The organism is Pseudomonas sp. RC3H12, from assembly GCF_018596375.1.
Lineage (GTDB): Bacteria > Pseudomonadota > Gammaproteobacteria > Pseudomonadales > Pseudomonadaceae > Aquipseudomonas.
The window spans coordinates 5,576,626-5,597,185 of record NZ_CP075595.1 but is presented as its reverse complement, the minus strand read 5'-3'; the positions used below and the strand labels follow the sequence as shown (position 1 = coordinate 5,597,185).

At 64.0% G+C, this 20,560-nt stretch carries 16 protein-coding genes; 15 read left to right on the top strand and 1 reads right to left on the bottom strand.

Annotation, left to right across the window (positions count from 1 at the left end):
* Positions 1 to 11 precede the first annotated feature (11 nt).
* From KHO27_RS25380 to KHO27_RS25310, 15 genes are all read left to right on the top strand, one after another.
* Entirely contained in the window at positions 12 to 974 is a 963-nt protein-coding gene (locus KHO27_RS25380) for an IS110 family transposase (RefSeq protein WP_110701043.1), read from the top strand.
* A gap of 175 nt (positions 975 to 1,149) precedes the next feature.
* Positions 1,150 to 1,326, top strand: a complete 177-nt coding sequence (locus tag KHO27_RS25375; protein ID WP_003250005.1) for a hypothetical protein — start codon at positions 1,150 to 1,152, stop codon at positions 1,324 to 1,326.
* Positions 1,310 to 4,285 (top strand): sensor histidine kinase, encoded by a 2,976-nt coding sequence (locus tag KHO27_RS25370; RefSeq protein ID WP_178082059.1) that lies wholly within the window; start codon positions 1,310 to 1,312, stop codon positions 4,283 to 4,285. The genes KHO27_RS25375 and KHO27_RS25370 overlap by 17 nt, the downstream gene beginning before the upstream one ends.
* A gap of 4 nt (positions 4,286 to 4,289) precedes the next feature.
* Positions 4,290 to 5,732: a sigma-54-dependent transcriptional regulator gene (locus tag KHO27_RS25365; RefSeq protein ID WP_110701728.1), complete on the top strand. Its 1,443-nt coding sequence runs from the start codon at positions 4,290 to 4,292 to the stop codon at positions 5,730 to 5,732.
* 746 nt (positions 5,733 to 6,478) lie between these two features.
* On the top strand, positions 6,479 to 7,873 hold the full coding sequence (locus tag KHO27_RS25360) for a polynucleotide adenylyltransferase PcnB (RefSeq protein ID WP_214500950.1): 1,395 nt from the start codon (positions 6,479 to 6,481) through the stop codon (positions 7,871 to 7,873).
* Between the two features lie 2 nt (positions 7,874 to 7,875).
* Complete coding sequence (gene folK / locus KHO27_RS25355) at positions 7,876 to 8,355, top strand: 2-amino-4-hydroxy-6-hydroxymethyldihydropteridine diphosphokinase (RefSeq protein WP_110701730.1); 480 nt, start codon at positions 7,876 to 7,878, stop codon at positions 8,353 to 8,355.
* Positions 8,356 to 8,605: 250 nt separating this feature from the next.
* On the top strand, positions 8,606 to 9,406 hold the full coding sequence (panB, locus tag KHO27_RS25350; RefSeq protein ID WP_102683204.1) for a 3-methyl-2-oxobutanoate hydroxymethyltransferase: 801 nt from the start codon (positions 8,606 to 8,608) through the stop codon (positions 9,404 to 9,406).
* Positions 9,403 to 10,266, top strand: coding sequence for a pantoate--beta-alanine ligase (gene panC, locus KHO27_RS25345; protein WP_214500949.1), 864 nt, complete (start codon positions 9,403 to 9,405; stop codon positions 10,264 to 10,266). The genes panB and panC overlap by 4 nt, the downstream gene beginning before the upstream one ends.
* 190 nt (positions 10,267 to 10,456) lie before the next feature.
* Positions 10,457 to 12,121, top strand: coding sequence for a glucose-6-phosphate isomerase (gene pgi, locus KHO27_RS25340; RefSeq protein ID WP_038706862.1), 1,665 nt, complete (start codon positions 10,457 to 10,459; stop codon positions 12,119 to 12,121).
* Between the two features lie 156 nt (positions 12,122 to 12,277).
* Positions 12,278 to 14,212: an acetate--CoA ligase gene (gene acs, locus KHO27_RS25335; protein WP_214500948.1), complete on the top strand. Its 1,935-nt coding sequence runs from the start codon at positions 12,278 to 12,280 to the stop codon at positions 14,210 to 14,212.
* A gap of 78 nt (positions 14,213 to 14,290) precedes the next feature.
* Positions 14,291 to 14,593 (top strand): ArsR/SmtB family transcription factor, encoded by a 303-nt coding sequence (locus KHO27_RS25330; protein WP_023631021.1) that lies wholly within the window; start codon positions 14,291 to 14,293, stop codon positions 14,591 to 14,593.
* 171 nt (positions 14,594 to 14,764) lie between these two features.
* Positions 14,765 to 15,748 (top strand): zinc-dependent alcohol dehydrogenase family protein, encoded by a 984-nt coding sequence (locus KHO27_RS25325; RefSeq protein ID WP_110701738.1) that lies wholly within the window; start codon positions 14,765 to 14,767, stop codon positions 15,746 to 15,748.
* A gap of 35 nt (positions 15,749 to 15,783) precedes the next feature.
* The gene (locus tag KHO27_RS25320) at positions 15,784 to 16,137 is read left to right on the top strand and encodes an antibiotic biosynthesis monooxygenase family protein (RefSeq protein ID WP_102683200.1); all 354 of its coding nucleotides are present in this window, start codon (positions 15,784 to 15,786) and stop codon (positions 16,135 to 16,137) included.
* A gap of 31 nt (positions 16,138 to 16,168) precedes the next feature.
* Positions 16,169 to 17,038, top strand: a complete 870-nt coding sequence (locus tag KHO27_RS25315; protein ID WP_110701740.1) for an oxygenase MpaB family protein — start codon at positions 16,169 to 16,171, stop codon at positions 17,036 to 17,038.
* 79 nt (positions 17,039 to 17,117) lie between these two features.
* Positions 17,118 to 20,054: a DUF748 domain-containing protein gene (locus KHO27_RS25310; RefSeq protein WP_214500947.1), complete on the top strand. Its 2,937-nt coding sequence runs from the start codon at positions 17,118 to 17,120 to the stop codon at positions 20,052 to 20,054.
* A gap of 66 nt (positions 20,055 to 20,120) precedes the next feature.
* Here KHO27_RS25310 and KHO27_RS25305 read toward each other — a convergent pair whose 3' ends face one another.
* Positions 20,121 to 20,534, bottom strand: a complete 414-nt coding sequence (locus KHO27_RS25305) for a VOC family protein (protein ID WP_046854071.1) — start codon at positions 20,532 to 20,534, stop codon at positions 20,121 to 20,123.
* Between the last annotated feature and the right edge of the window lie 26 nt (positions 20,535 to 20,560).

Below are 20,560 nucleotides of genomic sequence, written 5' to 3'. Positions count from 1 at the left end.
AGGAAGCGCCCATGGCAATGCAGGTTGGCAAGCTGATCGTGGGTGCGGATGTCGCGAAAGCTGAACTGGTGATTCATCACGATGATCGCGATGAGGTCATCAGGCTGAAAAACTCCAAACTCGAAATCAAAAGATGGCTGAAGCAACAGCCCCTCAACACGGCTATTGCTGTTGAGGCGACTAATGTTTATCACCTCGATCTGGTTGAACTGGCTCATAGCCTGGGCTTCGAGGTGTATGTCATTGATGGATTCCAGCTGAGCAACTACCGGAAAAGCGTGGGTGGACGAGTAAAAACGGATCCTTCTGATGCTCGGCTGCTGTCCCGGTTTTTGAAAAACGAGGGGGAAGACCTTCGCCCTTGGACTCCTCCTCCCGCCGTCTACGGCAAGCTACAGAGCCTTCTTCGACGTAGATCGGCCTTGGTGACTGCTCGCACTGCAATGACGCAGAGCTGGGCTAATGAAGCCTTGTTGAAAGCCGCCTTCAAAACCTTTGTAAAATCCATAGACCGGCTGGATCTGCTGATCCAAAAGAAGATTAAGGAGGTGCTGCGAGAAGCTGGCCTGCATGAACAAGTTGCCCGCTGCCAAGCAATAGAGGGCATTGGTTTTCTCACCGCTACGGCATTGGTGATGGCCTTTATGCGGGGCGAGTTCAAAAGCAGTGACTCGTATATTGCATTCCTGGGAATGGATCTACGAGTCAGTGATTCAGGGCAGAAGAGTGGACGCCGCCGCCTGACGAAACGAGGCTGCTCGGAGATTAGGCGTCTATTGCATAACGCCGCCATGGCGGCGAGCCGATCGGCTGCTTGGAAAGACGTCTACGAACAGTATCGGAAAGCCGGTAAAGCAACGACACAAGCGCTGGTAATCCTGGCTAGAAAGCTTGCACGGGTGGCATTCGCCCTGATGAAAAATCAGGACGAATATGTCACCAAAGGTGGAAAACTGGCTTGCTGCAAACCATAGAATCTCCCACGAAGAGCACACTGGCCTCGCGATAGAGCCAGAACACGTGAAACCAGCCTCAAAAGCCCAACAAATTCAAACCCTTGGCTAACAGCCCCGATTCCCGCTAGCATCGCCCCAGCCATTTGCGCCAATAATAAGTCCAAACCGCAGCGCCCAACCCATCGAGGCCAGCATGTACATCTATCGTTTGGTCCTGCTTCTGGTGGTGGGGATCTACCTGTTCTCCCCCGCCATCATGGACTGGTGGATCGAGCCGACCGGTGCCTGGTACCGTCCCTACCTGCTCTGGCTGATCCTCATCGTCGTCACCTTCATCCTGCAGAGCCAACGAGATGCCGATGAGCTTTAGCCTGACCCAGATGATCCTGATCAGCGCCGCCTACCTGCTGGTGCTGTTCAGCGTGGCCTGGATCAGCGAGCGCGGGCTGATCCCGCGGGCGATCATTCGCCACCCCCTGACCTACACCTTGTCGCTGGGCGTCTACGCCAGTGCCTGGGCCTTCTATGGCTCGGTCGGCCTGGCCTATCAATATGGCTATGGCTTTCTTGCCTGTTACCTGGGGGTGTCCGGGGCCTTCCTGCTGGCCCCGGTGCTGCTCTATCCGATCCTCAAGATCACCCGCACCTACCAGCTCTCCTCGCTGGCCGACCTGCTGGCGTTTCGCTTCCGCAGCACCTGGGCCGGTGCGCTGACCACCATCTTCATGCTGATCGGCGTGCTGCCCTTGCTGGCCCTGCAGATCCAGGCCGTGGCCGACTCGATCAGCATCCTCACCGGCGAGCCGGTCAAGGCGCGGGTGGCGTTTGCCTTCTGCGTGCTGATCATCCTGTTCACCATCTTCTTCGGCTCACGCCATATCGCCACCCGCGAAAAGCACGAAGGCCTGGTGTTCGCCATCGCCTTCGAATCGGTGATCAAGCTGCTGGCGCTGGGCGGTATCGGCCTTTATGCGCTGTACGGCGTGTTCGGTGGCCCGCATGGGCTGGAGGTCTGGCTGCTGCAGAACCAGACCGCCCTCGCCGCCCTGCACACCCCGCTGCAGGAAGGCCCCTGGCGCACCCTGCTGCTGGTGTTCTTCGCCTCGGCCATCGTCATGCCGCACATGTACCACATGGCCTTCACCGAGAACTTGAGCCCGCGCTCGCTGGTCAGCGCCAGCTGGGGCCTGCCGCTGTTCCTGCTGCTGATGAGCCTGGCCGTGCCGCTGGTGCTGTGGGCCGGCCTGCGCCTGGGCGCCAGCACCAACCCCGAGTACTTCACCCTGGGCCTGGGCATCGCCGCCAACAACGAAGCGCTGGCGCTACTGGCCTATGTCGGTGGGTTGTCGGCCGCCAGCGGGCTGATCATCGTCACCACCCTGGCGCTGTCAGGCATGGCCCTGAACCACCTGGTGCTGCCGCTGTACCAGCCGCCGGCCGAAGGCAATATCTACCGCTGGTTGAAATGGACGCGCCGAGCGCTGATCGTCGCCATCATCACCGCCGGCTTCGTCTTCTACCTGACCCAGAACACCCACCAGAGCCTGGCAAACCTGGGCATCGTTGCCTTCGTCGCCACCCTGCAGTTCCTGCCCGGCGTGCTCTCGGTGCTGTACTGGCCGACCGCCAACCGCCGCGGTTTCATCGCCGGACTGCTGGCCGGCATGCTGGTGTGGATGGTGACCATGCTGCTGCCACTGCTGGGCAACCTGCAGGGCTTCTACATCCCGCTGCTGGACATGATCTACGTGCTGGACGACACCAGCTGGCACATGGCGGCCATCGCTTCACTTGCGGCCAACGTCCTGCTGTTCACCCTGATCTCGCTGTTCACCAACGCCAGCAGCGAGGAGGTCAGCGCCGCCGAGGCCTGCGCGGTGGACAACGTGCGTCGCCCGCAACGCCGCGAGCTGCACGCCGCCTCGCCCCAGGAGTTTGCCACCCAGCTGGCCAAGCCGCTAGGCGCCAAGGCTGCGCAAAAAGAGGTGGAGCAGGCCCTGCGCGACCTCTACCTGCCCTTCGACGAGCGCCGCCCCTATGCCCTGCGGCGCCTGCGCGATCGTATCGAGGCCAACCTGTCCGGCCTGATGGGGCCGAGCGTGGCACAGGACATGGTCGAGACCTTCCTGCCTTACAAGTCCGGCAACGAGAACTACGTCACCGAGGACATCCACTTCATCGAGAGCCGCCTCGAGGACTATCACTCGCGCCTGACCGGCCTTGCCGCCGAGCTCGACGCCCTGCGCCGCTATCACCGCCAGACCCTGCAGGAACTGCCCATGGGCGTGTGCTCGCTGGCCAAGGACCAGGAGATCCTGATGTGGAACAAGGCGATGGAGGAGCTCACCGGCATCGCCGCCAAGCATGTGGTCGGCTCGCGCCTGGTGACCATCGCCGAACCCTGGCGCGGCCTGCTGCAAGGCTTCATCAACGTGCCCGACGAACACCTGCACAAGCAGCGCCTGGTCCTCGATGGCCAGCCGCGCTGGCTGAACCTGCACAAGGCGGCCATCGACGAGCCGCTGGCCCCGGGCAACAGCGGCCTGGTGCTGCTGGTCGAGGACCTCACCGAGACCCAGGCGCTGGAGGACAAGCTGGTGCACTCCGAGCGCCTGGCCAGCATCGGCCGCCTCGCCGCGGGCGTGGCCCACGAGATCGGCAACCCGATCACCGGCATCGCCTGCCTTGCGCAGAACCTGCGCGAGGAGCGCGAGGGCGACGGCGAGATCATCGAGCTGTCCAGCCAGATCCTCGAGCAGACCAAGCGCGTGTCGCGCATCGTCCAGTCGCTGATGAGCTTCGCCCACGCCGGCGGCAGCCAGCAGAACAGCGAGGAGCCGGTGTGCCTGGCCGAGGTGGCGCAGGATGCCATTGGTCTGCTGGCGTTGAACCGGCGCAATTTCGAAGTACAGTTCTTCAACCTCTGCGACCCGCAACACTGGGTCGAGGGCGACCCGCAACGCCTGGCCCAGGTGCTGATCAACCTGCTCTCCAACGCCCGCGACGCCTCGCCGCCCGGCAGCGCCGTGCGCGTGCGCAGTGAAATCAACGAGCACACCGTCGACCTGGTGGTCGAGGACGAAGGCAGCGGTATTCCGAAAAGCATCATGGACCGCCTGTTCGAACCTTTCTTCACCACCAAGGACCCGGGCGAAGGAACCGGACTGGGGCTCGCTCTGGTCTATTCCATCGTGGAAGAGCATTATGGGCAAATCACCATCGACAGCCCGGCCGACATCGAGCGCCAACGTGGTACCCGGATCCGCGTGACCCTGCCCCGGCATGTCGTAGCGACGTCCCCTGAAATTCGAGACCGTCGAGAGAATTGAATCAATGCCGCATATTCTGATCGTCGAAGACGAAACCATCATCCGCTCGGCCCTGCGTCGCCTGCTCGAGCGGAACCAGTACCAAGTCAGCGAAGCCGGCTCGGTGCAGGAAGCCCAGGAACGCTTCAGCATTGCCACCTTCGACCTGATCGTCAGTGACCTACGCCTGCCGGGTGCCCCGGGTACCGAGCTGATCAAGCTCGGCCAGGGCACGCCGGTACTGATCATGACCAGCTACGCCAGCCTGCGCTCGGCGGTGGACTCGATGAAAATGGGCGCGGTGGACTACATCGCCAAGCCCTTCGACCACGACGAGATGCTCCAGGCCGTGGCGCGTATCCTGCGCGACCGGGTGAACGCCCCAGCCTCGGCGCCGGCCGGCGAGCCCCGGGCCGCCAACGGCAAGGCCAGCACGGACAAGGCCAGTCCCGCCGCCGCCAACGGCGAGATCGGCATCATCGGCTCCTGCCCGCCGATGCAGGACATGTTCGTGAAGATTCGCAAGGTCGCGCCAACCGACTCCAATGTGCTGATCCAGGGCGAATCCGGTACCGGCAAAGAGCTGGTCGCCCGCGCCCTGCACAACCTCTCGCGCCGGGCAAAGGCACCGATGATCTCGGTGAACTGCGCGGCGATCCCGGAAACCCTCATCGAGTCGGAACTGTTCGGCCACGAGAAGGGCGCCTTCACCGGCGCCAGCGCGGGCCGGGCGGGGCTGGTCGAAGCCGCCGATGGTGGCACCCTGTTCCTCGACGAGATCGGCGAGCTGCCACTGGAAGCACAGGCCCGCCTGCTGCGAGTGCTGCAGGAAGGCGAGATCCGCCGGGTGGGCTCGGTGCAATCACAGAAGGTCGACGTGCGCCTGATCGCGGCCACCCACCGCGACCTGAAGAACCTGGCCAAGGCCGGGCAGTTCCGGGAAGACCTTTACTACCGCCTGCATGTGATCGCCCTGAAATTGCCGGCCCTGCGCGAGCGCGGCAGCGACGTCAACGAGATCGCCAATGCCTTCCTTGCCCGCCAGAGCGCACGGATCGGCCGCGACGACCTGCATTTTTCCCACGATGCCGAGCAAGCCATCCGCCATTACAGCTGGCCGGGCAACGTGCGCGAGCTGGAAAACGCGGTGGAGCGCGCAGTGATTCTCAGCGAAAGCGCGGAAATTTCCGCCGACCTGCTGGGCATCGACATCGAGCTGAGCGACCTGGAAGACGACGACATGCTGGACAACCTGCCGGCGCTGGCCAGCAGCAACAGCGCCAGCCATGAGCCGACCGAGGACCTGTCGCTGGAGGATTACTTCCAGCACTTCGTGCTCGAGCACCAGGACCACATGACCGAAACCGAACTGGCCCGCAAGCTGGGCGTCAGCCGCAAATGCCTGTGGGAACGTCGCCAGCGCCTGGGCATCCCGCGGCGCAAGAGCAACGCCACCAGCGACAACTGATTCTGTGTAATCTGATCGCGGGGCAAGCCCGCTCCCACAGCGCGTGGGGGCAGGCTTGCCCCGCGGTCGTTTGGGGGTAACACATCAGTTACCGCAAAAATCTGTTACCTACCCTGGCGGGCGTAACATCCCCCGAGGCGTAAGGTAACGAAATTTCTACATTTGCCCCGCGGCGAAACCTGCCTGAAACGCTGAAACCCCCGATTTCATTGGGTTTTCAAAAGTTGGCACGGCACCTGCTATATGTCTGGTACAAGAACAATAACAAGCACTGCAACTCAGAATAAGAACAAGACGAAACGGCTCACGCACAATAAAAACAAGACGGCGGAGGCGCAGCTAACTGATTCTTTTGGAGAGGCGTTGTGTTTGGGGCTTGCCCCACGATCAGGCAGAGAACAACAAAAACTGCACTCAAAAGCAGCACCTGAACTGATTGGATCGACAGATCAGCATCAACTCGGCGACCAAAGCAATCCGTTTGCTCTTCACCCCCGGTTTGGGGGTCGTCCACAAGCTTCGAGATTTGTGGACAGGGCATTCAACAAAAACAAGAAGCCCGGCAGAAGAACAATAAGAGCACGCAACGACTTGATGGGGAGCTTCGGCTCCCCATGTCGTTTCTCACTTCTGCATCACGCTTGGCACACCGCCTACACCATTCCCCCAGTAAATGCTAGAATCCCCGCCCATCATGCGGCCATTCTCCTATCCTTGGCCGATCATTCCTTCAAACAGTGCATCCCATGCTGAAGAAGCTGTTCCAGTCGTTCCGCCCGCCCGTTCGTGGCCAGCACCACAGGCGCACCACGCCTGAAGTGATCAACAAGAGCCAGCACTCGCTGCAGCGCAGCCAGTTCAGCCGCCATGCCGTGGGCATTGTCGAGCGCCTGCAGGCGGCCGGTTACCAGGCCTACTTGGTCGGTGGCTGCGTGCGCGACCTGCTGCTGGGCATCACGCCCAAGGACTTCGACGTGGCCACCAGCGCCACCCCCGAGCAGATCCGCGCGGAGTTCCGCAACGCCCGTATCATCGGCCGGCGCTTCAAGCTGGTCCACGTGCATTTCGGCCGTGACATCATCGAGGTCGCCACCTTCCGTGCGCCCCACTCCGATGACGACCAGTCCGATAGCCACCGTTCGTCGCACAATGCCAGCGGTCGCATCCTGCGCGACAACGTGTACGGCACTTTGGAAGAAGACGCGCAACGCCGCGACTTCACCATCAATGCCCTGTACTACGACCCGGTCAGCGAGCGCATCCTCGACTACGCCAACGGTGTCCACGACATCCGTAACCGGCTGCTGCGCCTGATCGGCGATCCGACCCACCGTTACCAGGAAGATCCGGTACGCATGCTGCGCGCCGTGCGCTTCGCCGCCAAGCTGGACTTCGGCATCGAGAAGCACACCGTGCAGCCGATCCGCGAGCTGGCGCCGATGCTGCGCGATATTCCGCCGGCGCGCCTGTTCGAGGAAAGCCTCAAGCTGTTCCTCAACGGCCAGGGGGCGATCACCTTCGAGATGCTGGTCGACCTGCAACTGTTCGAGCCATTGTTCCCGGCCAGCAGCCATGCCCTGGAAGAACGACCGAGCTACACCCACAGCTTGATCAGCCAGGCATTGGCCAACACCGACCTGCGCGTCAAGCAGGGCAAGCCGGTGACACCCGCCTTCCTGTTCGCCGCGCTGCTCTGGCCAGCCCTGCCAAGCCGCGTACTGTACCTGCAGAGCCAAGGCGTGCCGCCGATTCCGGCAATGAATGGCGCGGCCCACGACCTGATCGCCGAACAGTGCGCACGCATCGCCATCCCCAAGCGCTTCACCCTGCCGATCCGCGAGATCTGGGACATGCAGGAGCGCCTGCCACGGCGCAGCGGCAAGCGCGCCGACATGCTGCTGGACAACCCGCGGTTCCGCGCCGGCTACGACTTCCTGCTGCTGCGTGAAAGCGCCGGCGAGGAAACCGACGGGTTGGGCCAATGGTGGACCGACTACCAGGACGCCAACGACAGCCGGCGCCGCGACATGATCCGCGAGCTGGGCAACCGTGACGACGCCGCTGGCGCCGGTGCCGGCCCACGCAAGCGCAAACGCAGTGGCGGCAAGCGCAAGCGTGACGACGAGCAGGCGTGGGACTGAGCATGACCACCCGTGCGTACATCGGCCTGGGCAGCAACCTGGATGAGCCCGCCGAGCAGCTGCGCAGCGCCCTGCAGGCGCTGGACCTGATCGCCGAGACGCGCCTGGCGGCGGCCTCGGCGCTCTACACCAGCGATTCGCTGCTGCCGGGCCAGCCACGCTACACCAACGCCGTGGCGGCCATCGACACGGCACTGACACCGCTGGACCTGCTGGACGCCCTGCAGGCCATCGAAAACGGCCAGGGCCGCGTACGCAAGGAGCGCTGGGGCCCACGCACCCTCGACCTGGACATGCTGCTGTTCGGCGATCAGGTCATCGATGCCCCGCGCCTGAAAGTGCCGCACTACCACATGCACGCCCGCCCCTTCGTGCTCTACCCGCTCGCCGAGCTGGTTCCCGAAAGCTTCCACCTTGCCGACGGCCGCCCCCTCGCGCAACTGCTCGAGGACTGCCCGTTCGTCGGCCTGGAACGCCTGTAAATCGGGCGTTTCAGACGGCGGTAACGCCAGTAACACCTACGCCGTAACAATGCGGTAACACGGCTGGTTGACTTCCCCCACCTCGCTCACGACTATAGGCGTCCCGCGGCGCTACTGTGCCGCAATCACCCATTTAGGCTCGGACGGATCTGTGCCCGAACATCACGACCGATGATGTGCCGCTCCGGAAGATGAATACACGCGTTGTACGCAGTTGTTGTTCACAGCGCCTGAACGAGGACTCCCCTACATGCCTGAAGTAACCCTGACCACCCTGCACGGCCTGAAGGCCAAGGGTGAAAAAATCACCATGCTGACCTGCTACGACGCGACCTTCGCCAAGGCAGCCAGCCAGGCCGGCGTGGAAGTGCTGCTGGTGGGCGACTCCCTGGGCATGGTCCTGCAGGGCCATGACAGCACCCTGCCCGTCACCAACCGTGACATGGCCTACCACACCGCCTGCGTCAAACGCGGCAACGATGGGGCGTTGATCCTCGCCGACCTGCCGTTCATGGCCCACGCCACACCCGAGCAGGCTTTCGCCAACGCCGCCGAACTGATGCGCGCTGGCGCCCACATGCTCAAGATCGAAGGCGCCGCCTGGCTGGGCGAGACCATCCGCCTGCTGGCCGAACGCGGCGTGCCGGTTTGCGCGCACATGGGCCTGACCCCGCAGACGGTCAACGTGCTGGGCGGCTACAAGGTCCAGGGGCGCCAGGAAGCCCAGGCACGGCAGATGCGCGCCGACGCCATCGCCCTGGAACAGTCCGGCGCGGCCATGCTGTTGCTCGAGTGCGTACCCAGCGAGCTGGCCGCGGAAATCTCCCAGGCCGTGAGCATTCCGGTGATCGGCATCGGTGCCGGCAGTGCCACTGATGGCCAGGTGCTGGTGCTGCACGACATGCTCGGGCTGTCGCTGAGCGGCCGCGTGCCGAAGTTCGTGAAGAACTTCATGGCCGGCCAGCCGGACATCCAGAGTGCCCTGGCCGCCTATGTCCGCGCGGTCAAGGAAGTCAGCTTCCCCGGCAGCGAACATGGGTTCAGCGCATGAATACCGTCAAGACCGTCCGTGAGCTGCGCGCCGCCGTGGCCCGCGCCCGTGGCGAGGGCAAGCGCATCGCCTTCGTGCCGACCATGGGCAACCTGCACAGCGGCCACGCCGCCCTGGTGACCAAGGCCGCACAGCGCGCCGACTTCGTGGTCGCCAGCATCTTCGTCAACCCGTTGCAGTTCGGCGCCGGCGAAGACCTGGACAAGTACCCGCGCACCCTCGCCGCCGACCAGGAGAAACTGCTCCAGGCCGGCTGCCATCTGCTGTTCGCCCCTACCGTCGAGGAGATGTACCCCGACGGCATGACCGTGCAGACCCGCGTCAGCGTGCCGCAACTGTCCGAAGGGCTGTGCGGCGCCAGCCGCCCTGGCCACTTCGAGGGCGTGGCGACCGTGGTCAGCAAGCTGTTCAACATGGTCCAGCCGGACCTGGCCGTGTTCGGCGAGAAGGATTTCCAGCAACTGGCGGTGATCCGCGCCATGGTCCGCGACTTGAACATGCCGATCCAGATCATCGGCGAGCCGACCGTGCGCGCCGAGGATGGTCTGGCGCTGTCATCGCGCAATGGCTACCTGACAACAGAACAGCGTGCCGCCGCGCCGGCGCTGTACCGTGTGCTGAGCGCCATGGCCGACGCCTTGCGCCGCGGCCAGCGCGACTACGCGGCGCTGGTTGCCGAGGGCCAGGCGCAACTCGAAGCCGCTGGATTGCGTAAGGACTACCTGGAGGTGCGCCACGCCGTCACCCTGCGCCCGGCGCAGGTCGATGACCGTGACCTGGTGGTGATCGCCGCAGCTTACCTGGGCAACACCCGGCTGATCGACAATATCTATCTGCACCTGGAAGAGCAGACCGCCTGAGCTCGACGCGTGGGAGCGGCTCAACGTCGCCCCACGCGTGCCCTGGGTATCAGGCCGGTGACAATTTTTAATCCGCGCCGCCCGCCTCCCCCCATTCCCGCCTTGGCGCCAATGCCTATAATGTCCAGCTTGCAACCGGCAATGACTGCCGCTGTCCAAGCCTGACCATGCAACAAGGAAACCACCCGCAATGGCGTATTACCGTACCCCCCACGATGTGACGGCGCTGCCCGCCTGGCAGGCGCTCCAGCAACACCGCGACGCCATGCAGGGCTTCAGCATGCGCGAAGCCTTCGCCGCCGACGGCAAGCGCTTCGACCAGTTCTCCTTGAGCAGCTGCGGCCTGTTTCTAGACTACTCGAAGAACCTGATCACCGAGCAGACCCGAGACCTGCTGGTCAACCTGGCCAAGGAAGTCGACCTGGAAGCAGCCATCAAGTCGATGTTCAGCGGCGAGATCATCAACGCCTCCGAAGGCCGCCCGGTGCTGCACACCGCCCTGCGCCGCCCGGTCGGCGACAAGCTCAGCGTGAACGGCGTCAACGTGATGCCTGAAGTGCACAAGGTGCTCAACCAGATCACCGAACTGGTCGGGCGCATCCACGACGGCCTGTGGCGCGGCTACAGCGAGAAGCCGATCACCGACGTGGTCAACATCGGCATCGGCGGCTCGTTCCTGGGCCCCGAGCTGGTCTCCGAGGCTCTGCTGCCCTACGCCCAGCGCGGCGTGCGCTGCCACTACCTGGCGAACATCGACGGCAGCGAGTTCCATGAACTGTCGGCCAACCTGCGCGCCGAGACCACCCTGTTCATCGTGTCGTCGAAGTCGTTCAACACCCTCGAAACCCTGAAGAACGCCATGGCCGCGCGTACCTGGTACCTGGCCCAGGGCGGATCGGAAGCCGAGCTGTACCGCCACTTCATCGCCGTGTCGAGCAACAAGGCCGCGGCCGTGGCCTTCGGCATCCGCGAAGAGAACATCTTCCCGATGTGGGACTGGGTGGGCGGGCGTTACTCGCTGTGGTCGGCCATCGGCCTGCCGATCGCCCTGGCCATCGGCACCGCCAACTTCAAGGAGCTGCTGTCCGGCGCCTACACCATGGACCAGCACTTCCAGACCGCGCCGTTCGAGAAGAACATGCCGGTGCTGCTGGCCTTGCTGGGCGTGTGGTACGGCAACTTCTGGGGCGCCCGCAGCCACGCGATCCTGCCGTACGACCACTACCTGCGCAACATCACCAAGCACCTGCAGCAGCTGGACATGGAGTCCAACGGCAAGAGCGTGCTGACCGATGGCACGCCGGTGCAGACCGAAACCGGCCCGGTGATCTGGGGCGGCGTCGGCTGCAACGGCCAGCACGCCTACCACCAGCTGCTGCACCAGGGCACCCAGCTGATCCCGGCCGACTTCATCGTGCCGGTGGTGAGCTTCAACCCGGTGGCCGACCATCACCAGTGGCTGTACGCCAACTGCCTGTCGCAGAGCCAGGCGCTGATGCTCGGCAAGACCCGCGAGGAAGCCGAGGCCGAACTGCGCGCCAAGGGCCTGAACCAGGACGACATCGCCAAGCTGGCGCCGCACAAGGTGATCCCGGGCAACCGCCCGAGCAACACCTTGGTGGTCGAGCGCATCAGCCCGCGCCGCCTTGGCGCGCTGGTGGCAATGTACGAACACAAGGTGTTCGTGCAGAGCGTGGTCTGGGGCATCAACGCCTTCGACCAGTGGGGCGTGGAGCTGGGCAAGGAACTGGGCAAGGGCGTGTACCAGCGCCTGGTCGGCGCCCAGGAAGACAGCGCCGAGGATGGCTCGACCCAGGGCCTGATCAACTACTTCCGCGGCCGTCATCGCGGCTGATCGACCTGTAGCCGTCAATTGCGGGGCAAATCGCATCGGTGCGCCGATGCGGCTTGCCCCGCGATGCTTTCCGCCCGGGAACACCCCCACCTTCTACACTGTCCATCGAATAGCCGTTGCAGTCCCTCGCCCCTAACAAGAGCAGGACCACCCGCCATGTTCGATATCCGCGACTATCCCGAGGCCTTGGCCGTCAGCCAGGCCGCCACACTCTCCGTCGACGACTACCGCCGCCTCTATCGCCAGTCGGTGGACGACCCCGACACCTTCTGGGCCGAGCAGGCCAAGCGCCTGGACTGGATCAAGCCCTGGTCGAGCGTGCAGCAATGCGACCTGAAGACCGGCACGGCGCGCTGGTTCGACGGCGCCCAGCTGAATGTCAGCCATAACTGCATCGATCGCCACCTGGCCACCCGCGGCGAACAGACCGCCCTGCTCTGGGAGGGCGACGATCCCAAGGACAGCAAGGCCATCAGCTACCGCGAGCTGCACCGCCAGGTGTGCCGGCTGGCCAATGCCCTGAAAGCCCGGGGTGTGAACAAAGGCGACCGGGTGTGCATCTACATGCCGATGATCCCCGAGGCCGCCTACGCGATGCTCGCCTGTACACGTATCGGCGCCATTCACTCGGTGGTGTTTGGCGGCTTCTCCCCCGATGCCCTGCGCGACCGCATCCTCGACGCCGATTGCCGTACCGTGATCACTGCCGACGAAGGGGTGCGCGGCGGCAAGCGCATACCGCTCAAGCAGAATGTCGACAAGGCGCTGGCCAGCTGCCCGGCCGTCAGCAGCGTGCTCGTGGTCAAGCGCACCGGCGGTGACGTCGGCTGGAGCGAAGGCCGTGACCTCTGGTACCACGAGGCAACGGCAAAGGCCGACGACGACTGTCCGCCCGAACCGATGAGCGCCGAGGACCCGCTGTTCATCCTCTACACCTCCGGCAGCACCGGCAAACCCAAGGGCGTGCTGCACAGCACCGCCGGCTACTTGCTGCAGGCCACGATGACCTTCAAGCTGGTGTTCGATTACCGCGACGGCGAAGTGTTCTGGTGCACCGCCGACGTCGGCTGGGTCACCGGCCACAGCTATATCGTCTATGGCCCGCTGGCCAACGGCGCGATCTCGCTGATGTTCGAAGGCGTGCCCAACTACCCCGACACCTCGCGTTTCTGGCGAGTGGTGGACAAGCATCAGGTGAACATCTTCTACACCGCGCCCACCGCGTTGCGGGCCCTGATGCGTGAAGGCTCCGGCCCGCTGCAGGGCACCTCGCGCCAGAGCCTGCGCCTGCTCGGCAGCGTCGGCGAGCCGATAAACCCGGAGGCCTGGGAATGGTACTTCGAGGCGGTCGGGCAGAAACGCTGCCCCATCGTCGACACCTGGTGGCAGACCGAGACCGGCGGCATCATGCTCACGCCCCTTCCCGGCACACAGAGGCTCAAGCCCGGTTGCGCCACCCAACCGATGTTCGGCGTGCAGCCGGTGCTGCTGGATGAAAAAGGCAAGCTCATCGAGGGGCCAGGCGCCGGCCTGCTGGCGATCAAGGCCAGCTGGCCCGGGCAGATCCGCAGCGTCTACGGCGATCACCAGCGCATGGTCGACACCTACTTCAAGCCCATGCCCGGCTATTACTTCACCGGCGACGGCGCCCGCCGCGACGCCGATGGCGACTACTGGATCACCGGGCGCATCGACGATGTGATCAATGTCTCCGGCCACCGTATCGGTACCGCCGAGGTAGAGAGCGCGCTGGTGCTGCACGACAGCGTCGCCGAAGCGGCGGTGGTCGGTTATCCCCATGACCTCAAGGGCCAGGGCGTCTATGCCTTCGTAACCCCCATGAACGGCATAGAACCGGATGATGCGCTCAAGGCCGAACTGCTGGCCCTGGTCAGCAAGGAAATCGGCAGCTTCGCCAAGCCCGAGCTGATCCAGTGGGCGCCCGCCCTGCCCAAGACCCGTTCGGGCAAGATCATGCGGCGCATCCTGCGCAAGATCGCCTGCAACGAACTGGACAACCTGGGGGATACATCCACCCTCGCCGACCCCAGCGTGGTCCAGGGGCTGATAGACAAACGTCTCAACCAGTAGAACCCTCGGGGCGGCCACCGCCGCCCCGATCATCGTTTACCGCATTGACATATCGGTAAATCCCGATATTATCGCGCCATGGAACTGCTCGACATATTCAAGGCACTCTCGAACCGTACCCGTCTCGAGATCCTCAAAGGCCTGAAAGACCCGGTGAAACACTTTCCTCCCCAGGACGAAGGTGACGTTCATACGGTGGGCGTCTGTGTGAGCAGCATCCAGGAAGGCGTGGGGCTATCGCAGTCGACGGTATCCGACTACCTGGCCACCCTGCAGCGCGCAGGCCTGGTCGAAGTCCGGCGCATTGGCCAGTGGACCTATTACAAGCGTAACGAAGCCGCCATCAGCGCGCTCGCCGAGCTGATCGGGAGTGAGTTGTAGGGTTTTACTTTTACCTCTATATATCGACTTTTCCCGATATCCCGTTTTACCGAACTCAAGGAGGCAACAACTGCGGCATCTGGCAGGTGCCGAGGCATAGAACAGCATCTTCATTCCACTTTATACATCGATATTTCCCGATATCCCTTTTTACCGAAGCAAGGAAACACCATGAAAGCGTTGATACTGGATTCCTTTGGCGGCACGGACGCATTCGCCTATCGCGATGTTGTCAAACCGGTGCCGCAGGCCGGACAGGTACTGGTCCGGGTGCATGCCACCTCCATCAACCCGCTGGATTACCAGGTCCGGCGTGGCGACTACCCCGACCTGGTGCCTCTCCCGGCCATTACCGGGCACGACGTGTCCGGCGTCGTCGAAGCCGTCGGGCCGGGTGTGACCGCGTTCAGGCCGGGCGACGAGGTTTGGTACACACCGCAGATCTTCGACGGGGCGGGCAGCTATGCCGAGTACCACGTCGCCGCCGAAGGCATTGTCGGCCTGAAGCCGCCTTCGCTAAGCCATCTGGAGGCGGCCAGCCTGAGCCTGGTCGGCGGTACCGCCTGGGAGGCCCTCGTGGTGCGCGCGGCACTCAGGGTGGGCGAGCGCATCCTGGTTCACGGCGGTGCCGGCGGTGTCGGCCACGTGGCGATCCAACTGGCCAAGGCCATGGGCGCCAGGGTGTTCACCACCGTGCGCGAGGCCAACGCCGAATTCGTGCGGCAAATGGGCGCGGACGTGGTCATCGATTATGAGCATCAGGATTATGTCGAGGTGGTCCTGCGGGAAACCGGGGGCCAAGGTGTCGACGTGGTCTTCGACACCATTGGTGGCGATACCCTGGCACGCAGCCCAGACGTCCTGGCGCAACTGGGGCGCGTGGTGTCGATCGTGGACATCGCGCAACCGCAGAACCTGATCCAGGCCTGGGGCCGCAACGCGAGTTACCACTTCGTCTTCACCCGGCAACACCGCGGCAAGCTCGACGAGTTGAGCGCGCTGGTCGAGCGCGGGCAACTGAAGCCACACGTGGGCGCCGTCTACACCCTCGCTGAGGTTCCCCTCGCCCATGCCCGGCTGCAAAGCGCCAACAATGGCCTGCAAGGGAAGATCGCCATTGCGGTCGCGCCCATGGCCGATCTCGCCAGCGTTTGAGGCGCCTGCCACCCTTCTCGACTTCAAGGACCGCCATGATCTACGAAATCGCCCTGCTTCCCGTACGCCCAACCCACGTCGACGACTTCCGGCACGCGTTCGCCGAGGTCGCCCCTTTGCTCAGCCGAGCCAAGGGTCACGTCAGCCATATGCTCGCGCAAGGGGTCGAGAGCCCCCATCAATTCAACCTGATCGTGCAATGGCAAACACTCGAGGACCACGCGCCGGGTTTCGAGGCCAGTGAAGACCATCAGGTCTTCATGGCCCGGCTGACACCATATTTTTCCGAGGAGCCTACGGTTTATCATGTGCAGGGCGGCGCGTTCGAAACGAATGCGCCCACCAGCCCGGGCAGTGCCCGACTGGACGACAATTGCCCAACCTCATAGACGGCCGCCATGGCGGCCAGCACAGGTCGCCATGGAAGCCTTGCGTCGCCGCATCGAAACCCAAGTCATGAGCCTCACCGGGCTGGCCCTAGGCCAGCTCGACCTGGAGTCGCCCAAGGGCGATCCCGGCCTGTTTGGCCCACAGAGCATCAGCTGGCAGGTGCATGGCGACTTCCCCAGCATGCTGGTGGGCGGCATCAGCGCGCTGATGCTGCAACTGCTGCATCCGCTGGCCCTGGCCGGGGTCTGGGACCATTCGAACTTTCGTCAGGACCTGCTCGGCCGCCTGCGGCGCACCAGCCAGTTCATCTCCGGCACCACCTTCGGTTCGACCCGTGATGCCGAGTGGCTGATCGACAAGGTCCGCACCATCCACCTCAAGGTGGTCGGCACCGCCGCCGATGGCCGCCCCTACGCCGCCAGCGACCCCGACCTGCTGACCTGGGTGCATGTGGCTGAAGTCAGCAGCTTCCTCGCCGCCCACCTGCGCTACCGCAATCCTGGCCTGGCGCGTAGCGCGCAGGACGCCTACTACAACGAGATAGCCCTGATCGCCGAACGCCTGGGCGCGCGCGACGTGCCCCGCTCCTGTGCCGAAGTGGATGCCTACCTGCAGCGCATGCGCCCGCAGTTGCGGTGCGATGCGCGCAGCCTCGAGGTAGTCGATATCCTGCTCAAGGCCCCGGCCCCCAGCCGTCTGGCCGAACCAGTAGGCAAGCTGATGCTCAAGGCCGGCATCGACCTGTTGCCGGACTGGGCCAGCGCAATGCTCGGCCTGCACCAGGGCGCGGTAGAGCGGCACATGATCCGCCTGGGCCTGAGCAACACCGCGCCAGTGCTGCGCTGGGCCATGCGCAATGGCTCGGCCCAGCGCGCCAGGCGGCGCATGGGCGTCGATTGAGGTATTTTGGTCCGTTCATCGGAACCGATTTAACGTGCCATACTCCAAGCACTCCAGCCTGATACAGACGAAGCGACACATGCCCAAAGGATTGACCCGCGCCCTCGGCGCACTCGTGGCCCTCGTGGCCCTGTACAGCCTGCTCGGCTTTTTCATTCTCCCCGGCATCGCCCTGCGCATCGCCAACCAGCAATTGGCGCAGTACGCCACGGTGCCCGCACACCTGCAGCGCATCGAGCTCAATCCGTTCAGCCTCGAGCTGACCCTGTGGGGCCTGCAGATCGGCGAGCCCGGCAAGGAGCAGGTCGGCTTCGAACGTCTCTACGCCAACCTGTCCCTCGACAGCTTATGGACCAAGGCCGTGCGCCTTGACGCGGTGGAGCTGGACAAGCCGCGCACCGAGCTGCTGTTCGCCAAGGACGGCAGCCTCAACCTGGCCCAGCTGTTCAAGCTCCCGCCCAGCGAGCCCAAGGCCGAGGAACCGCCAAGCGACCCGTTCCCGCTGCGCATCGCCAGCATCAAGCTGAGCGAGGGCTACCTGCACTTCCAGGACCTGCGCCCGAGCGAGCCGATCGAGTTTCTCTACGACTCGATGAACCTGGAACTGAAGAACCTCAGCACCCTCCCCGACGACAACGCCGACATGACCCTGGTGGCCAACGGCCCGGCGGGTGGGCGCATCGACTGGAGCGGCACGCTCAGCCTGACGCCGATCGCTTCCGAGGGCACGCTGAAAGTCACCGACGGCAAGATGAAGCTGTTCTGGCCATATGTGCGCGACGCCGTGCCGCTGGTGCTGGAAGACGGCATGGTCAGTCTCGACACCCACTACAAGCTCAACCTTTCCAAGGAAACCGAACTGCTGCTGGACAACACTTCGGTGCGGGTCGCGCCCTTCGCCATCAAGGCCCCGGATGGTCGCCCACTGGCGCGCCTGGCCAGCCTGGAGGTGAGTGAAACCTCCATCGACCTGGCCAAGCAACTGGTCACCGTCGGTAAGATCCGCAGCGACAAGCTGGAAACCTGGGCGGCCCTGGAGAAGGACGGCCAGCTCGACTGGCAGAAGCTGTTCGCCAGCCAGCCGGCCAAGGCCACGCCAAAGGAGAAGGCCGAGCCCGCCGCCGCCGAGCCAACCCCGGAAGAACAGGCTGCCAAAGAGCCGAGCAAGCCCTGGCAGGTCCTGCTCAAGGACGTGCAGGCGCGCAACTACATGGTCCACCTGGCAGACCGTAGCCAGAAAGAGCCCGTGGCCCTGGATGTCGGCCCGCTCAACCTCGACCTGCAGAATTTCGACAGCCTCAACCAGTCGCCCTTCACCCTCAAGCTCGACACCGGCGTGGGCAAGCAGGGCAAGCTGCAGGCCGCAGGCCAGGTCAACCTGGCACCGGTCTCGGCCAAGCTCGACGTCGCCACCCGCGATATCGACCTGCGGGTGGCGCAGGCCTACATCAGCCCGTTCATCCGCCTGGAGCTGCGCAGCGGCATGCTTTCCAGCGACCTCAAGGTCGATCTGAAGAGTACCGAGCCCCTGGCCTTCAGCATTACCGGCAAGGCCCAGGCCAACCAGTTGCATACACTGGACACCATCAAGAACCGCGACTTCGTCAAATGGCAGCAGGTCAACGTCGATGGCCTGTCGTATGTGCACGGCGACGCCCTGTCCATCGACAAGGTGACACTGCTGCAACCCTACGCACGCTTCATCATCAACGAAGACCGCACCACCAACGTCGACGACCTGCTGATCCCGCAACCCGCCGACAAGCCTGCCACGGCCCCGAGCAAGCCCGCCGCTGCCGGTAGCGGCAAGGAACTGGGCATCCGCATCGGCCAGATCAGCATCAGTGACGGCTCGGCCAACTTCGCCGACCTGACCCTGACACCTAACTTCGCCACCGCGGTACAGCAGCTCAACGGCCAGATTGGCACCATCGACAACCGCAAGCCGCTCCCGGCCAAGGTCGATATCAAAGGTAAGGTGGACCGTTACGCGCCTGTGACCATCAAGGGTGCGCTCAACCCGTTCAACCCGCTGGCCAGCCTCGACATCGCCACCAGCTTCAAGCGTGTCGAGCTGACAACCCTGACGCCCTACTCCGGCAAGTTCGCCGGTATGCGCATCCGCAAGGGCCGGTTGAACCTCGACCTGCATTACCTGATCACCAACGGCCAGCTCAAGGCCGAGAACAAGGTGGTGATCGAGCAACTGCAGTTGGGCGAGAAGGTCGACAGCCCGGATGCCGTGGACCTGCCGATCCGCCTGGCGGTGGCCTTGCTCAAGGATACCGAAGGCAGGATTTCCATTGAGCTGCCGGTGTCGGGCGACCTCAACAACCCGCAGTTCAGCGTGATGCCGATCGTCTGGCAGACCCTGCGCAACCTGGTGCTGCGCGCGGCGCAGGCGCCGTTCAAGCTGCTTGGCGGGCTGGTCGCCGGTGGCGGCGCGGAAGATCTGGGCAATGTCTCGTTCGCGCCGGGCTCCAGCGACCTCACCCCCGACGTGCAAACATCCCTGGACAAGCTCGCCTCTGCCCTCAAGGAACGCCCCGAGCTGCGCCTGGAAATCGAAGGCACGGCGGCCCAGAGCAGTGACGGCCCGCTGATTGCCCAGCAGCGCCTGGAGCGTGAATACCAGGCCACCTGGTACAAGATCCTCCAGCGTCGGGGCGATAAGGTGCCCGCCAATGCTTCGTTGCTGGTAGTGGACGACGGCGACAAGCCGGCGATGCTCGAGGGCATCTACCGTACCCGCCTGAAACAGCAGCCCCCGGCTGAATGGCAGGACCTGGGCCGTGACGAGCGCAGCGCCAAGCTGCGCGAGGCGGTCATCAAGTCCTGGGCGGAAAGCGCCGTGTTGCTGCGTAACCTGGGCCAGGAGCGGGCCAGCAGCATCAAGGACTACCTGGTGGACAAGGGCCAGCTGGAAGATGACCGCGTGTACTTCATCGACACCAACCTCGGCCAGGCCGAGAGCGATGGCCGCGTGGTGACGCCGATGCACCTGGATGCCGAGTAACCCTCGACCGAGTCGCCCTCATCGCCGACAAGTCGGTGATGAGGGCAGCGCAGGCGATCAATACCATCAGGCCAGCCGTTGCCCCGATACCGCCGGGTGATACAGCGGCTGCACCTTGTTCCCCGCCGGGTCCAGCAAATGGAAGCTGCGCGCGCCATCGCCGTGATTGAACGGGCGATCCAGCAGCGTCACGCCATGGGCCTTGAAGTACTGATACCAGGCCTCCAACTCCTCCACGCTGTCGACGATGAACCCATAATGATCCAAGGTCTGCAGCCCGTTGGCCGCACCTGCGCCGCGCCCGAGCGACAGGTTGTCGTTGCCGCAGGTGAGGTAGACCAGGTCTTCGTTGGCACGGTTGAGCACTTCCATGCCCAGCACATCCACGTAGAAGCGCTCGCACTCCTCCAGGTTGGGGACCAGCAGGGCGATGTGCCGCAAGCCATTGAGACGGCCTGGGCGGGCAGGTAGATCGGACATGAGCGCGGCTCCTTTTTTGTATACAA

Excerpts from the sequence above, each read along its gene's own strand:
- KHO27_RS25380 (WP_110701043.1), top strand. The coding sequence starts at position 12 with ATGGCAATGCAGGTTGGCAAGCTGATCGTGGGTGCGGATGTCGCGAAA.
- KHO27_RS25375 (WP_003250005.1), top strand. The coding sequence starts at position 1,150 with ATGTACATCTATCGTTTGGTCCTGCTTCTGGTGGTGGGGATCTACCTG.
- KHO27_RS25370 (WP_178082059.1), top strand. The coding sequence starts at position 1,310 with ATGCCGATGAGCTTTAGCCTGACCCAGATGATCCTGATCAGCGCCGCC.
- KHO27_RS25365 (WP_110701728.1), top strand. The coding sequence starts at position 4,290 with ATGCCGCATATTCTGATCGTCGAAGACGAAACCATCATCCGCTCGGCC.
- KHO27_RS25360 (WP_214500950.1), top strand. The coding sequence starts at position 6,479 with ATGCTGAAGAAGCTGTTCCAGTCGTTCCGCCCGCCCGTTCGTGGCCAG.
- folK (WP_110701730.1), top strand. The coding sequence starts at position 7,876 with ATGACCACCCGTGCGTACATCGGCCTGGGCAGCAACCTGGATGAGCCC.
- panB (WP_102683204.1), top strand. The coding sequence starts at position 8,606 with ATGCCTGAAGTAACCCTGACCACCCTGCACGGCCTGAAGGCCAAGGGT.
- panC (WP_214500949.1), top strand. The coding sequence starts at position 9,403 with ATGAATACCGTCAAGACCGTCCGTGAGCTGCGCGCCGCCGTGGCCCGC.
- pgi (WP_038706862.1), top strand. The coding sequence starts at position 10,457 with ATGGCGTATTACCGTACCCCCCACGATGTGACGGCGCTGCCCGCCTGG.
- acs (WP_214500948.1), top strand. The coding sequence starts at position 12,278 with ATGTTCGATATCCGCGACTATCCCGAGGCCTTGGCCGTCAGCCAGGCC.
- KHO27_RS25330 (WP_023631021.1), top strand. The coding sequence starts at position 14,291 with ATGGAACTGCTCGACATATTCAAGGCACTCTCGAACCGTACCCGTCTC.
- KHO27_RS25325 (WP_110701738.1), top strand. The coding sequence starts at position 14,765 with ATGAAAGCGTTGATACTGGATTCCTTTGGCGGCACGGACGCATTCGCC.
- KHO27_RS25320 (WP_102683200.1), top strand. The coding sequence starts at position 15,784 with ATGATCTACGAAATCGCCCTGCTTCCCGTACGCCCAACCCACGTCGAC.
- KHO27_RS25315 (WP_110701740.1), top strand. The coding sequence starts at position 16,169 with ATGGAAGCCTTGCGTCGCCGCATCGAAACCCAAGTCATGAGCCTCACC.
- KHO27_RS25310 (WP_214500947.1), top strand. The coding sequence starts at position 17,118 with ATGCCCAAAGGATTGACCCGCGCCCTCGGCGCACTCGTGGCCCTCGTG.
- KHO27_RS25305 (WP_046854071.1), bottom strand. The coding sequence starts at position 20,534 with ATGTCCGATCTACCTGCCCGCCCAGGCCGTCTCAATGGCTTGCGGCAC.